Below are 13275 nucleotides of genomic sequence, written 5' to 3'. Positions count from 1 at the left end.
CCTTCCTGTTATTACGCGTCATCGCCGAACCAGCAGATATTACGGGCGGCCATAATCAGCGCGCCGGCTTGCTCATCAGACATGCCTTCAATATCCGTCAGATCGTCAACACCTTGCTCAGCGAGATCTTCCAGCGTGCAAACGCCTTTCGACGCCAGGCGGAAAGCCAGAGCACGATCCAGACCTTCAAGATTCAGAAGATCCTCAGCGGGCTGCTGGTTACCAAGGCTCTCTTCTTTCGCCAGTGCCAGGGTGGTTAACGCATTTTTTGCTCGTTCACGCAGGGCTTCAATGGTCTCTTCGTCGAGGCCGTCAATTTCCAACAGCTCGTTGATTGGCACGTATGCCAGTTCTTCCAGCGAAGAGAAGCCCTCTTCCACCAGTACGGTGGCGAACTCTTCGTCGATGTCGAGATGTTTGGTGAACATATCGATTGCTGCGTGTGCTTCAGCCTGATGTTTGGCCTGCAGATCATCGACGGTCATTACGTTCAGCTCCCAGCCACTCAGCTGTGAAGCGAGACGCACGTTTTGGCCGTTACGGCCGATCGCCTGAGCCAGATTGCCAGCTTCTACAGCGATATCCATGGTGTGGTTATCTTCATCAACCACGATTGACGCCACATCAGCCGGAGCCATGGCGTTGATAACAAACTGCGCCGGGTTGTCGTCCCACAGCACGATATCGATACGCTCGCCGCCCAGTTCACTGGAAACCGCCTGAACACGCGCGCCACGCATGCCCACACAGGCACCCACCGGATCGATACGTTTGTCGTTGGTCTTGACTGCAATTTTAGCGCGCGAGCCCGGATCACGAGCAGCGGCTTTAATTTCAATCACTTCTTCGCCAATTTCTGGCACTTCAATGCGGAACAGTTCAATCAGCATTTCCGGTTTGGAACGCGTCACGAAGAGTTGCGCGCCACGGGCTTCCGGGCGAACCGAATAGAGCACGCCGCGAATACGGTCGCCTGGGCGGAAATTCTCACGCGGCAGCATATCTTCGCGCAGGATAACCGCTTCGGCATTGCTGCCTAAATCGAGGGAAATATTGTCGCGGTTAACTTTCTTCACCACGCCAGTAATAATTTCGCCTTCCTGCTCACGGAACTGATCAACCACCATTGCGCGCTCAGCTTCGCGCACTTTTTGCACGATAACCTGCTTAGCGGTCTGGGTGGTGATACGGTCAAAGGTGACCGATTCAATCTGATCTTCGACATATTCGCCCAGATTGAATGCTTCATCTTCGAAGCGGGCCGCATCCAGCGTGATCTCGCGCGTCGGCTGCGTCACCTCTTCTACGATTTCCCAACGGCGGAAAGTATCGAAATCGCCACTTCGGCGATCAATGCTGACGCGTACGTCAATTTCTTGCTCGTACTTTTTCTTGGTCGCAGTCGCCAGCGCGCTCTCCAGCGCTTCGAAGATTTTCTCACGCGGCAGGGCTTTTTCGTTAGAAACGGCTTCTACAACAGCTAAGATCTCTTTGTTCATCCTGGTTAGCCTCAATCCGGACTTTTAAAAGTGGGGGACCAGGTTCGCTTTCTGAATATTACTCAGTGCGAACACTTCATCGTTACCCTCAACGTTCACCGTGATCATCTCGCCATCAACTGACTTGATGATTCCCTGCCATTTACGGCGGTTCTGAACGGCCATACGCAACACCAGACTCACTTCATCGCCCATAAAACGGACATAGTGTTCTGCGGTGAACAGAGGACGATCGAGTCCCGGTGAGGAGACTTCTAGGTTGTAAGGTACGGTAATGGGATCTTCGACATCCATTACGGCACTTACCTGGTGGCTGACATCGGCGCAATCATCGACATTGATGCCATCTTCACTATCAATATAGATGCGCAGGGTTGATGTGCGACCACGAACGAATTCAATTCCAACCAGTTCGTAGCCCAGCGCTTCTACCGGAGCCGATACCAACTCTGTCAATTTTTGCTCTAATGTGGACAAGCCCACCCCCAAGACATAAAAAAAGGGCCTATAGCCCAGTATTACGATTCGCTAATAACAAAAAACCCCGAATATTCGGGGCTTTTAATCACTGGACCCTGTACGCCGCATCGCGGCTCGGACTCCATCCAAAGAATTTTCTTTCAAAAATGAGCCGTGAATGCGTCCGTCGATGCACACAGTATATTTGAAAAAGAACTCAAAGGGAAAGTGGTTGCGGGGGCCGGATTTGAACCGACGACCTTCGGGTTATGAGCCCGACGAGCTACCAGGCTGCTCCACCCCGCGTCCGAAAATGTGGCGAATAATACGCCAAACCTGCATAAAATGCAAGTAATACTAAGATTTGGTACCGAGGACGGGACTTGAACCCGTAAGCCCAATCGGGCACTACCACCTCAAGGTAGCGTGTCTACCAATTCCACCACCACGGCACTACACTGACCACAACGATTCGTTGTGTTGACGAACTTACTTAGGAATATCGCTGCCCGGCGTGGCCGGTTGAGCTGGCTGTTCAGTCTGTTGAGAAGACTGCGCCGGCGCAGAAAGATTTTCCCACTCGCTTCCTTTCGAGGCTTTATTACTGTTCAGGTTACCGAGAACCAGGCTGATGATGAAGAACAGTGCCGCTAAGATGCCGGTTGTACGCGTCATAAAATTACCTGAACCCGTAGAACCAAACAGCGTACCGGATGCGCCTGCACCGAATGAGGCTCCCATATCAGCGCCTTTGCCTTGCTGCAGCATGATCATACCCACGAGGGCGATAGCTACAATAAGGAAAACAACTAAAAGAGCTTCGTACATATTCAACCTGTTCCTTGCACGATAATCGTACAGTTAAAGCTTCAACCAGTATTGATGGGGAGTCTCGTCATCACCCATCAGAAGCGGGTGTGAATACTAACCAAAGGCGGATACCTCTGCAAGTGCAATTTTCATCACCCCAACCGATTGCAGAAAAAAACGCCATCCCGGTGATTTTACAGGCGGTTCGGCAACCTGCCAACCGCCTGTCAGCTGATTAAAACGCCTTCACCTGATCGGCGATACGGTTTGCCAGCTCGGTTACCTGCGCCTCATTCTCGCCTTCCACCATCACCCGAATCAACGGCTCGGTTCCTGACTTGCGCAGTAGCACCCGGCCACGACCGGCCAGCGCTTTTTCCACTTCTGCCGTCACGGTTTTTACCGCGTCGCTCTGTAATGGATCGCTTGCGCCGGTGAAGCGGACGTTGACCAGCACCTGGGGCAGCATTTTCATGCCGCTGCACAGATCGTGCAGGCTCATATGGTTGCGTACCATTGCAGTAAGTACTTGCAAACTTGCCACGATGCCGTCGCCGGTGGTGGTTTTATCCAGCAGGATCACATGGCCCGAGTTTTCTGCCCCCAGCCGCCAGCCCTTCTCCTGCATCTTCTCCAGCACGTAGCGGTCACCCACTTTTGCCCGGGCAAACGGAATACCGAGCTGCTTAAGCGCCAGCTCCAGTCCCATATTGCTCATCAGCGTACCGACCACGCCGCCGCGCAGCTGGCCCTGACGCAGTCCTTCGCGCGCAATGATGTAGAGGATCTGGTCGCCATCCACCTTTTCGCCCAGATGGTCAATCATCATGATGCGATCGCCGTCGCCATCGTAAGCCAGACCGATATCCGCTTTCTCTGCCAGCACCCGCTGTTGCAGCAGCTTCAAATCGGTAGCGCCGCACTCTTTGTTGATGTTCATCCCATCCGGCTGGGTGGCAATGGCAATCACCGTAGCGCCCAGCTCACGCAATACATTCGGTGCTATGTGGTAGGTGGCCCCGTTGGCGCAGTCGACCACGATTTTCAGGCCGTTAAGGTTGAGTTCGCTTGGGAAGGTGCCCTTACAGAATTCGATGTAACGTCCGGCGGCGTCAACGATGCGGCTGGCGCGGCCCAGTAAGGCGGATTCGACACAGGTAATCGGTTTTTCCATCTCCAGTTCGATCGCTTCTTCCACGTCATCCGGCAACTTGGTGCCTTCGGAGGAGAAGAATTTAATACCGTTATCGTCGAACGGGTTATGCGACGCCGAAATCACAATCCCCGCTTCAGCGCGGAACGTGCGGGTCAGGTAGGCGATGGCCGGGGTCGGCATCGGTCCGGTAAAGGCGGCGGTCAGGCCCGCAGCCGCCAGACCGGCTTCTAAGGCCGACTCCAGCATATAGCCGGAGATGCGGGTATCCTTGCCGATAATGATCTTTTTCGAACCGTGACGCGCCAGCACTTTCCCTGCGGCCCAGCCCAGCTTAAGGACGAAATCAGGGGTGATTGGCGCTTCACCGACTTTGCCACGAATGCCATCTGTACCGAAATATTTACGATTACTCATGATTATCCTTTTGCTCTTCGGGTCGCTTCGACCACGCGCATCGCTTCGGCCGTCTCTTTAACATCATGGGCGCGAATAATCTGTGCGCCCTGCATCGCGGCGATCACCGCACAGCTCAGGCTGCCGGTTAAACGCTGTGACGGACCGACATTCAACAACTGACCTATCATCGATTTGCGCGACATGCCCACCAGCAGCGGCAGGCCGAAATGGTGAAAATCGCTGAGATGAGCCAGCAGTTCATAGTTGTGGCTAAGATTTTTACCGAAACCGAAGCCCGGGTCGAGTATCAGCCGCTCTTTTTTAATTCCCGCCGCTTCGCAACGCGCGATCTGCTGCGCGAAGTAAGTGTCCACTTCGTGCAGGATGTTTTCATAGTGCGGCGCCTGCTGCATGGTGCGTGGTTCACCCTGCATATGCATTAAACAGACCGGCAGGCCGGTCGCTGCCGCGGCTTCCAGCGCACCCGGCTCTGAGAGCGAACGCACGTCGTTAATGATGTGAGCGCCCACTCGCGCTGATTCGCGGATCACCTCAGCTTTAGAGGTATCGACCGAGATCCAGACCTCAAAACGTTGGGCAATCGCTTCGACCACCGGGATGACCCGCTCCAGCTCCTGCTCGACGCTGACCTCATCGGCCCCCGGACGGGTCGACTCACCGCCGACATCGATAATGGTCGCGCCGGCATTGACCATCTCATTGGTGTGGGTGAGCGCATCGACCAGCGCGTTATGTTTACCGCCATCGGAAAAGGAGTCGGGCGTGACATTCAAAATACCCATCACATGGGGAAATGATAAATCGAGATGGGAATCACCGGCGAACAACTTCATGGCGAATCACTCCTTGCTGATCAATATCTGGATGTAAAAAACCCCGGACCAGCCGGGGTTTTGTCTGACGAGGTAACGTCTTATTTATCAAACTGTTCTGACATGGTGTTGCCTGGGTTTGGCGTACGCGGTTCATCGACCGGACGCGGCGCCTTTGGCGTGCCGTTGCTGTCAGAGTTGCTGCTGCCTGGGTCTTCCCAGCCCGCTGGCGGACGCACTTCGCGGCGCGCCATCAGGTCGTCGATCTGCGGTGCATCAATGGTTTCATACTTCATCAGCGCGTCTTTCATCGCGTGAAGGATGTCCATGTTCTCACCCAGAATGCGGCGAGCACGCTGGTAGTTGCTGTCGATCAGGTGCTTAACTTCCTGGTCGATAATGCGGGCTGTTTCATCGGACATATGTTTCGCTTTCGCGACTGAACGTCCGAGGAACACTTCCCCCTCTTCTTCGGCATACAGCAGTGGACCCAGTTTTTCTGAGAAGCCCCACTGCGTCACCATGTTACGTGCCAGGTTGGTCGCGACTTTAATGTCATTCGACGCACCGGTAGAAACATGTTCAGCACCATAGATGATCTCTTCTGCCAGACGACCGCCGTACAGCGTCGAAATCTGGCTTTCCAGTTTCTGACGGCTGGCGCTGATCGCGTCGCCTTCAGGCAGGAAGAAGGTCACACCCAGCGCACGGCCGCGTGGAATGATGGTCACTTTGTGCACCGGATCGTGCTCAGGCACCAGTCGACCAATAATCGCGTGACCGGCTTCGTGATACGCGGTTGACTCTTTCTGCGCTTCCGTCATCACCATGGAGCGACGTTCTGCCCCCATCATGATTTTGTCTTTCGCTTTCTCAAACTCAACCATCGACACCACACGCTTGTTCGAACGGGCAGCAAACAGCGCCGCTTCGTTGACAAGGTTAGCCAGGTCGGCACCGGAGAAGCCAGGCGTACCGCGCGCAATGATTGCCGCGTCAATATCAGTCGCCAGTGGCACACGGCGCATATGCACTTTCAGAATCTGCTCACGGCCACGTACGTCTGGCAAGCCCACTACCACCTGACGGTCGAAGCGGCCTGGACGCAGCAGCGCCGGGTCAAGCACGTCAGGACGGTTAGTTGCGGCGATAACGATAATACCTTCGTTACCTTCGAAACCATCCATCTCAACCAGCATCTGGTTCAGGGTCTGTTCACGTTCATCATGACCACCGCCTAAACCGGCGCCACGCTGACGGCCCACCGCATCGATTTCATCGATGAAGATGATGCACGGTGCCGCTTTTTTGGCCTGTTCGAACATGTCACGCACACGAGATGCACCGACGCCGACAAACATTTCAACGAAGTCAGAACCGGAGATGGTAAAGAAAGGCACTTTCGCTTCACCGGCAATCGCTTTCGCCAGTAACGTTTTACCGGTACCCGGAGGACCGACCATCAGTACGCCTTTCGGAATCTTACCGCCCAGCTTCTGGAAACGGCTCGGCTCCCGCAGATATTCCACCAGTTCGGCAACTTCCTCTTTCGCTTCGTCACAGCCTGCAACGTCGGCGAAGGTGGTTTTAATCTGGTCTTCGGTCAGCATGCGGGCTTTACTCTTGCCGAAGGACATCGCGCCCTTGCCGCCGCCGCCCTGCATCTGGCGCATAAAGAAGATCCACACCCCGATCAGCAGCAGCATCGGGAACCACGAAATGAAGATCGACGCCAGCAGGCTTGGCTCTTCCGGTGGTTCGCCAACCACTTTGACGTTTTTGGTCAAGAGGTTATCGAGCAACTTGGGATCATTGACAGGAATGTAGGTGGTGTATTTATTGCTGTCTTTTTTAATAACGTTAATTTCACGCCCGTTAATACGTGCCTCGCGGACCTGATCCTGGTTCACTTCCGACAGGAAGGTTGAATAATCAACCCTACGGCCATTCGACTCGCTGGGCCCAAAGCTCTGGAATACTGACATCAGCACGACCGCGATGACTAACCAGAGAATCAGGTTTTTCGCCATGTCACTCAAGGGATTAACCTCATATTACAACGGTGTTAACAGATAGCGTAGGGTACTATAGATCCTTCATACATGGAATCGCAGCAAAACTGCGGACTACTCCAGCAATCTGGTTATAGTTTGCGCCCAGTCGCCACAATGTACACTTCACGTGAACGTGACCGTGAAGCGTCCGGCTTACGAATTTTCACTTTCGTAAACAGGGAGCGAATTTCCCGCAGGTATTCATCGAAGCCATCTCCCTGAAACACTTTCACTACAAAGCTGCCGCCGGGTGCCAGGATATCCCGACACATTTCCAGCGCCAGCTCGACTAAATACATCGACCGGGGAATATCTACGGCAGGTGTACCACTCATATTCGGTGCCATATCTGACATGACAACCTGAACTTTCTGATCGCCAACGCGCTCAAGCAGCGCATTGATCACCGATTCTTCACGAAAATCACCCTGAAGGAAATCGACACCGACAATCGGATCCATAGGCAGGATATCACAGGCAATAACGCGCCCTTTGTTCCCAATTTGCTGTACCACATATTGTGACCAGCCACCGGGTGCAGCACCCAGATCTACCACGGTCATGCCGGGTTTGAAAAGCTTGTCACCCTGTTGTATTTCATCAAGTTTAAACCAGGCGCGCGAACGCAACCCTTTTTTCTGCGCCTGAAGCACATATTTATCGCTAAAGTGTTCCTGAAGCCAGCGGCTGGAGCTGGCCGAACGCTTTTTACCCGTCATAATATTTCCAACTAAATCGTCATCGTAGCGATAAACCTGCACGCAATGGGTTGCGTCGATTTGGTGATATACCCGAGATGGCGGTAGAATGAACCGTTTTCAATCCCTGAGTAAGTAAAAAACTACGATGAATCTAAGTACCAAACAAAAACAGCACCTCAAGGGCCTCGCCCATCCGCTCAAGCCGGTGGTTATGCTGGGTGGCAATGGCCTGACTGAAGGCGTGCTGGCCGAAATCGAGCAGGCTCTGTCGCATCACGAACTGATTAAGGTGAAAATCGCCTCAGAAGATCGTGAAACTAAGCAGCTGATCGTTGAGGCGATCGTGCGTGAAACCGGTGCCAGCAACGTACAGGTGATCGGCAAAACGCTGGTGCTGTATCGCCCGTCTAAAGAGAGCAAGATTTCTCTGCCACGTTAAGTGGGCAAAGAAAGTGCCATGCTCTTACCTCAGATAAAAGGCCGCAATGCGGCCTTTTTCCTTTCTTTACATTGTGCTTTAACGCATTTCAAAGCGTAGCAACATCTTAAAGGTATTCCACCTTCAGGATTTCGTATTCGACATCGCCGCCAGGGGTTTTGATAATCGCCACGTCATCTGCCTCTTTACCCACCAGGCCACGCGCCATCGGTGAATTTACCGAAATCAGATTTTGCTTAAAGTCAGCCTCGTCATCACCCACGATACGATAGGTCGACTCTTCGTCGGTATCGATATTCAGAACCGTTACCGTCGCGCCAAAAATGACCCGGCCGGTTTTCGGCATCTGGGTGACGTCAATCACCTGTGCATTGGAGAGTTTGGCTTCAATCTCCTGAATGCGGCCTTCACAAAAGCCCTGCTCTTCACGTGCGGCATGATATTCCGCGTTCTCTTTCAGGTCGCCATGCTCGCGCGCGTCAGCGATAGAGGCAATAATGCGCGGACGCTTCACGGTTTTCAGCTCGTTCAGCTCTTCGCGCAGTCTTTCTGCGCCTCTTAACGTCATCGGAATCTGATTCATTTAAGCTCCTCGTCATCTATCCTGTTTAACGGTGTCATCCTGACCGGTGACTGCAGAAAAAAGCGTTCTGCGACGCATTAGCCGGTTTTGCAAACAAAAGAATCCTGACCCGGACAGTATTCCAGGCCAGAAAAGGGTTTTGCAATTTGATACGTATTTTACCCCAGAGTTCCCTGCGGGTCATCGTTTACTTTCCACCGTCCAGCGACGTAGTATTGACGGCTTCACCTGCCAGTTACCGCGAGATTATGCGATTTTCACGACTTGTTACCGGATTAACCTGTGCATTTATGCTGCAGGCACAAGCAGCGCCAGTTGATGAATACATGCAGTATCTGCCAGACGGCGCCAATCTGGCGCTGATGGTGCAGAAAGTGGGTGCATCAACCCCGATTATTGATTACCACGGAAAACAGATGGCGTTGCCCGCCAGTACCATGAAGGTAGTGACGGCGCTGGCGGCGTTACTGGAACTGGGCGGAGACTACCGTTTTCAGACCACCTTTGAGACCAAAGGCGCGCTGGTTGATGGCACGCTGAACGGAGATTTAGTGGCGCGTTTTGCTGGCGATCCCACCTTAAGCCGGCAGGATCTGCGCAATATGGTGGCCGGGTTAAAGAAGCAGGGCATCACCCATATTAAAGGCAATCTGGTGATTGATACCTCGGTGTTTGCCAGTCATGACATGGCACCAGGCTGGCCGTGGAACGACCTGACCCAATGCTTCAGCGCCCCGCCGGGTGCGGCTATCGTCGATAAAAACTGTTTCTCTGTCTCGCTCTACAGCGCTAACACGCCGGGCGAGAATGCGTTTGTGCGTATCGCCTCCTATTACCCGGCGCATATGTACAGCCAGGTGCGCACCATTGGCCGCAACAGTGGCGAAGGACAATATTGCGAACTCGACGTAGTGCCGGGTGAGCTGAACCGCTACACCCTGACCGGCTGCATGCGTCAACGTGCCGAACCACTGCCGCTGGCGTTTGCGGTTCAGGATGACGCTGCCTGGGCTGGCGAGATCCTGAAAGCGGAACTGCGTGCGGCAGATATCGATTACAGCGGGCATCTGGTGCGTCAGTCTCTGGTCACCGAGCCGGGCACGGTACTGGCCTCCACCCAGTCGGCACCGTTGCACACGCTGCTGCATACCATGCTGAAGAAGTCTGACAACATGATTGCCGACACGGTGTTTCGCACCATTGGTCATCACTACTTCAACGTGCCTGGGACCTTCCGCGCCGGCCAGGATGCGGTTCGCCGGATCCTGAAAGCCAAAGCCAATATCGACATGGGCAACAGCATTCAGGTCGATGGTTCCGGCCTGTCGCGTCATGACCTGATTTCGCCGCAAACTATGATGCAGGTGCTGCAGTACATTGCGAAAAATGACAGCACGCTGGATTATATCTCGATGCTGCCACTGGCCGGTTATGACGGCACGCTGCAGTACCGCGGCGGACTGCATGAAGCGGGACTGGATGGCAAAGTTTCAGCGAAAACCGGCTCACTGCAGGGGGTTTATAACCTGGCGGGCTTTATCACCACCTCAAGTGGCACCCGAGTCGCCTTTGTACAGTTCCTTTCCGGCTATGCGGTTCCACCGGAAGATCAGCGTACCCGCCGTATTCCGCTGGTGCGTTTTGAGAGCCGGCTCTACCGGGATATTAATCAGAACAACTGATTAAGCAGCGAAAAAAAACGCAGCAGGCGATTAACCTGCTGCGTTTGTTAATAAAGTCTGGCCCCGTCAGCGATGAGACCGAGCCTGCACTGGAAACAGGGGCAGCTCGGAAAAACGCTTAAGCCCATCCCTGACCGTCCGGCCTGTGCGATTACCTGCCTCATCCCTGAAATACGCCCGACGTCGGCCCACGCCTGGCGTTTTTGGGCATGGCACGGGACGCGTCCCTACTCTGCCCCTGTTCCCTGCGCGTCGAGCTTATCTCTTCGGCCGGATTCATCCGGGTCTGGTGATGGCTAAACCCATCAGAAGCGGGTGTTCACACTCATATAGTAAGTACGGCCCGACTCGTTAAAGGTGTTGGCACCGGCACCGTACAGATACGCGCCGGTGTTGGCGTTACCGGTAGTCTGCGCATTGCCTTCGCGGAAGTGGCGCTTATCGAACAGATTGTCGATCCCCACCGTGACGCTGGCATATTTGTTGACGTCATAGGTGCCGCTCATGCCGACCACTGAGTAAGGACTTACCTCATCGGTGGCGCTGCCGGTAACCGGATTGCCTTTATAGTCATACTTTTTCGGCACCTGTTTGCCGTACCAGGTCAGCGTGGTTTGCAGTGACAGATCCTGCGTTGCCTGCCAGCTCAGCGTCGAGTTAAGCGTGTATTCCGGGATCACCGACAGACGATCGCCGGTCTCTTTGTTCTTACTCTGCAGCATGTAGGTGAAGTTATTGTTCCAGCTCACGCTATCTGAGAACGGCACGTTAACCGTCCCTTCCAGCCCTTCCACCACCGCTTTCGGCACGTTTTCCCACTTATAGATGTCGGTCGTTCCGTTCGAGGCGGTGCCGGTTGGCAGCGTGCCGGCCTCGATCTTATTGCGGTAATCGTTGCGGAACCAGGTCAGACCGGCCTGATAGCCTTCATGCTTCCACTCCAGCCCCACCTCTTTATTGATGCTGTTTTCCGCTTTCAAATCGTCATTGCCCATCAGATAACAGGCACCGGCGCTAGAGGCGCAGCCCTGGCCGTTACTGTACAGCAGATAATTAGGGTTGGTCTGATACAGGCTCGGCGCTTTGTAGGCGCGGGCGATGCCCATTTTCAGCGTGAAGTCATCGCCTAATCCCTGTGACAGATTGAGCGACGGGCTCCAGTTGTTACCCGCGATGGAGTGATGATCGAAACGCAGGCCGGGCGTCAGCATGGTGCTGTCGGTCAGTTCAATATTGTCTTCTGCAAACAGTGAGAAGATTTCAGCCTGAGAATAGGGGCTGCGACCGGTGGTGGCGATGCCTGGGATGGAACCATTGCTGGTCGCCTGGGTGGTCGATGACGGGTCTTTCATCCGCTGCTGGTTCCACTCGGTGCCGAAGGTGGCCGTCTGATTGACCAGCCATTCAAACGGAATGCTGACCTCACTGTGCAGCAGTACATCGTCCAGCTGAATGGTATTGAAGTCGCTGTTGGAGAAGATCCCCTCGGTACCACCTGCCAGCCCTTCATTCAGGCGCGAGTTGCGGGTGTTCTCATATTGCGCATAGGTATTGGTACTGATGCCGTTATCCCAGGCACCGGTCCACTTCAGCGAGAAGTTCTGCCGATAAAGGCGATTGGTCTCATCACCGTATTTACTTTTTACCAGCGCGTTGGTGTTGGTGTTCTGTGTATCACCGGCATACAGGTTGCCCTGCCGACTGTAACCGGCACCCAACTCCAGTGCCTGCATCGGCGCAAAAGCCCAGCGCAGTAAGGCATGGACATCTTTATTGACCGAGCCTTCACGGCCAGCCGGATAGGAGCCAGCATAGGAGCCGGTTCGCTGGGCAGCATGCCCTTCATTAATGTCGTACGCGTCGGCCTGGGTTTTTGCCAGTCCGCCATACAGCCGGAAGCTGAAGTCGTCGCCTAACGGCCCTTCGAGGCTAAAATTAGTGCGTCGGGTGGCGCCTTCATCTTTATGCTGCGGTACGTTGTAATAGGCGCTCCACGAGCCGTGCCACTGATTATCCAGCGCTTTTTTGGTGATGATATTCACCACCCCACCAGCCGCGCCGTTACCGTAACGGGCCGCCGCCGGACCGCGAATCACTTCGATATGATCAATCATCTCAGGCGGAACCCAGTTGCTGTCGCCGCGCGTGTCACGCTCGCCGCGCCAGCCCAGACGCACCGAGTTGCGGCTGGTTACCGGCAAGCCATCCACCAGGATCAGGGTGTTTTCCGGCCCCATGCCGCGGATATCGATCTGACGGTTATTCCCACGCTGGCCGCTGGTGGAGTTACCGGTCAGGTTAACGCCGGGCATGGTACGAATGATTTCAGAGACGTCGCGAGCAGGCGGATGTTTTTTGATTTCGTCGGCGGTGATGGTCGACACACCGGGTGCCTGAAGCGTTTGCTCGGCGGCGGTCACCATCATGGTGTTGTCACTGGCGGTATCGGATGCGTTGCTGGTGATGCCCGGGTCAGTAGCAGCTGCTGCTGCGCCGGTAGAAATGAGAGAGGTGGTGACGCCAAGTTCAATCATAATGGCTAACGAAAGCCGGGATAACTTTTTCATTTTTTTATTCCTGGATTGCCAGCGAAAGGCCACTGCCGGCGCGCCGGTGAAAAGGTAAGTACCTTGCCTGCAACGCATTCCAGTTCTCTCCGGACC

11 protein-coding genes and 2 tRNA genes are annotated in these 13275 nt (G+C 54.4%); 2 read left to right on the top strand and 11 right to left on the bottom strand.

The genetic code is table 11. The annotated features are described in order from the left end of the window. Positions 1 to 11 precede the first annotated feature (11 nt). The 9 genes from nusA to rlmE all read right to left on the bottom strand — a co-directional run bounded on the left by nusA (position 12) and on the right by rlmE (position 7926). Entirely contained in the window at positions 12 to 1499 is a 1488-nt protein-coding gene (gene nusA, locus AC6I8D_RS02095; RefSeq protein ID WP_031375412.1) for a transcription termination factor NusA, read from the bottom strand. A gap of 24 nt (positions 1500 to 1523) precedes the next feature. Further along, positions 1524 to 1976 (bottom strand): ribosome maturation factor RimP, encoded by a 453-nt coding sequence (gene rimP / locus AC6I8D_RS02090; RefSeq protein WP_031375413.1) that lies wholly within the window; start codon positions 1974 to 1976, stop codon positions 1524 to 1526. Positions 1977 to 2187: 211 nt separating this feature from the next. Beyond that, positions 2188 to 2264, bottom strand: a tRNA-Met gene (locus AC6I8D_RS02085). Between the two features lie 59 nt (positions 2265 to 2323). Further along, a tRNA-Leu gene (locus AC6I8D_RS02080) sits at positions 2324 to 2410 on the bottom strand. Positions 2411 to 2447: 37 nt separating this feature from the next. After that, on the bottom strand, positions 2448 to 2786 hold the full coding sequence (gene secG / locus AC6I8D_RS02075; RefSeq protein WP_159860389.1) for a preprotein translocase subunit SecG: 339 nt from the start codon (positions 2784 to 2786) through the stop codon (positions 2448 to 2450). A 217-nt stretch (positions 2787 to 3003) separates the two neighbouring features. Next, positions 3004 to 4338: a phosphoglucosamine mutase gene (glmM, locus tag AC6I8D_RS02070; protein ID WP_312055276.1), complete on the bottom strand. Its 1335-nt coding sequence runs from the start codon at positions 4336 to 4338 to the stop codon at positions 3004 to 3006. Positions 4339 to 4340: 2 nt separating this feature from the next. After that, positions 4341 to 5174 (bottom strand): dihydropteroate synthase, encoded by an 834-nt coding sequence (folP, locus tag AC6I8D_RS02065; RefSeq protein WP_031375416.1) that lies wholly within the window; start codon positions 5172 to 5174, stop codon positions 4341 to 4343. Between the two features lie 80 nt (positions 5175 to 5254). Then, complete coding sequence (gene ftsH / locus AC6I8D_RS02060; protein WP_031375417.1) at positions 5255 to 7183, bottom strand: ATP-dependent zinc metalloprotease FtsH; 1929 nt, start codon at positions 7181 to 7183, stop codon at positions 5255 to 5257. Positions 7184 to 7296: 113 nt separating this feature from the next. Continuing rightward, the gene (gene rlmE / locus AC6I8D_RS02055; RefSeq protein WP_031375418.1) at positions 7297 to 7926 is read right to left on the bottom strand and encodes a 23S rRNA (uridine(2552)-2'-O)-methyltransferase RlmE; all 630 of its coding nucleotides are present in this window, start codon (positions 7924 to 7926) and stop codon (positions 7297 to 7299) included. 127 nt (positions 7927 to 8053) lie between these two features. Between rlmE and yhbY the strand changes: the two genes are divergently transcribed. Continuing rightward, complete coding sequence (gene yhbY, locus AC6I8D_RS02050; RefSeq protein ID WP_010251809.1) at positions 8054 to 8347, top strand: ribosome assembly RNA-binding protein YhbY; 294 nt, start codon at positions 8054 to 8056, stop codon at positions 8345 to 8347. A 106-nt stretch (positions 8348 to 8453) separates the two neighbouring features. Here the strand turns inward: yhbY and greA are convergent, their stop codons facing one another. Next, a complete protein-coding gene (gene greA / locus AC6I8D_RS02045; RefSeq protein WP_031375419.1) occupies positions 8454 to 8930 on the bottom strand; it encodes a transcription elongation factor GreA in 477 nt (158 codons plus the stop codon). Between the two features lie 248 nt (positions 8931 to 9178). Between greA and dacB the strand changes: the two genes are divergently transcribed. Next, positions 9179 to 10612 (top strand): serine-type D-Ala-D-Ala carboxypeptidase, encoded by a 1434-nt coding sequence (gene dacB / locus AC6I8D_RS02040; RefSeq protein WP_312055278.1) that lies wholly within the window; start codon positions 9179 to 9181, stop codon positions 10610 to 10612. 305 nt (positions 10613 to 10917) lie between these two features. Here the strand turns inward: dacB and AC6I8D_RS02035 are convergent, their stop codons facing one another. After that, positions 10918 to 13179, bottom strand: a complete 2262-nt coding sequence (locus AC6I8D_RS02035; protein WP_497819574.1) for a TonB-dependent siderophore receptor — start codon at positions 13177 to 13179, stop codon at positions 10918 to 10920. Positions 13180 to 13275 lie beyond the last annotated feature (96 nt).

The organism is Pantoea sp. X-Soil-MYKO-1785, assembly GCF_059730675.1.
The sequence above is the reverse complement of the archived record's forward strand: the minus strand, read 5'-3'. Positions and strand labels throughout refer to the sequence as shown.

Coding starts and splice junctions, on each gene's coding strand:
- dacB (WP_312055278.1), top strand. CDS start 9,179: ATGCGATTTTCACGACTTGTTACCGGATTAACCTGTGCATTTATGCTG.
- folP (WP_031375416.1), bottom strand. CDS start 5,174: ATGAAGTTGTTCGCCGGTGATTCCCATCTCGATTTATCATTTCCCCAT.
- yhbY (WP_010251809.1), top strand. CDS start 8,054: ATGAATCTAAGTACCAAACAAAAACAGCACCTCAAGGGCCTCGCCCAT.
- ftsH (WP_031375417.1), bottom strand. CDS start 7,183: ATGGCGAAAAACCTGATTCTCTGGTTAGTCATCGCGGTCGTGCTGATG.
- secG (WP_159860389.1), bottom strand. CDS start 2,786: ATGTACGAAGCTCTTTTAGTTGTTTTCCTTATTGTAGCTATCGCCCTC.
- greA (WP_031375419.1), bottom strand. CDS start 8,930: ATGAATCAGATTCCGATGACGTTAAGAGGCGCAGAAAGACTGCGCGAA.
- rlmE (WP_031375418.1), bottom strand. CDS start 7,926: ATGACGGGTAAAAAGCGTTCGGCCAGCTCCAGCCGCTGGCTTCAGGAA.
- nusA (WP_031375412.1), bottom strand. CDS start 1,499: ATGAACAAAGAGATCTTAGCTGTTGTAGAAGCCGTTTCTAACGAAAAA.
- AC6I8D_RS02035 (WP_497819574.1), bottom strand. CDS start 13,179: ATGAAAAAGTTATCCCGGCTTTCGTTAGCCATTATGATTGAACTTGGC.
- glmM (WP_312055276.1), bottom strand. CDS start 4,338: ATGAGTAATCGTAAATATTTCGGTACAGATGGCATTCGTGGCAAAGTC.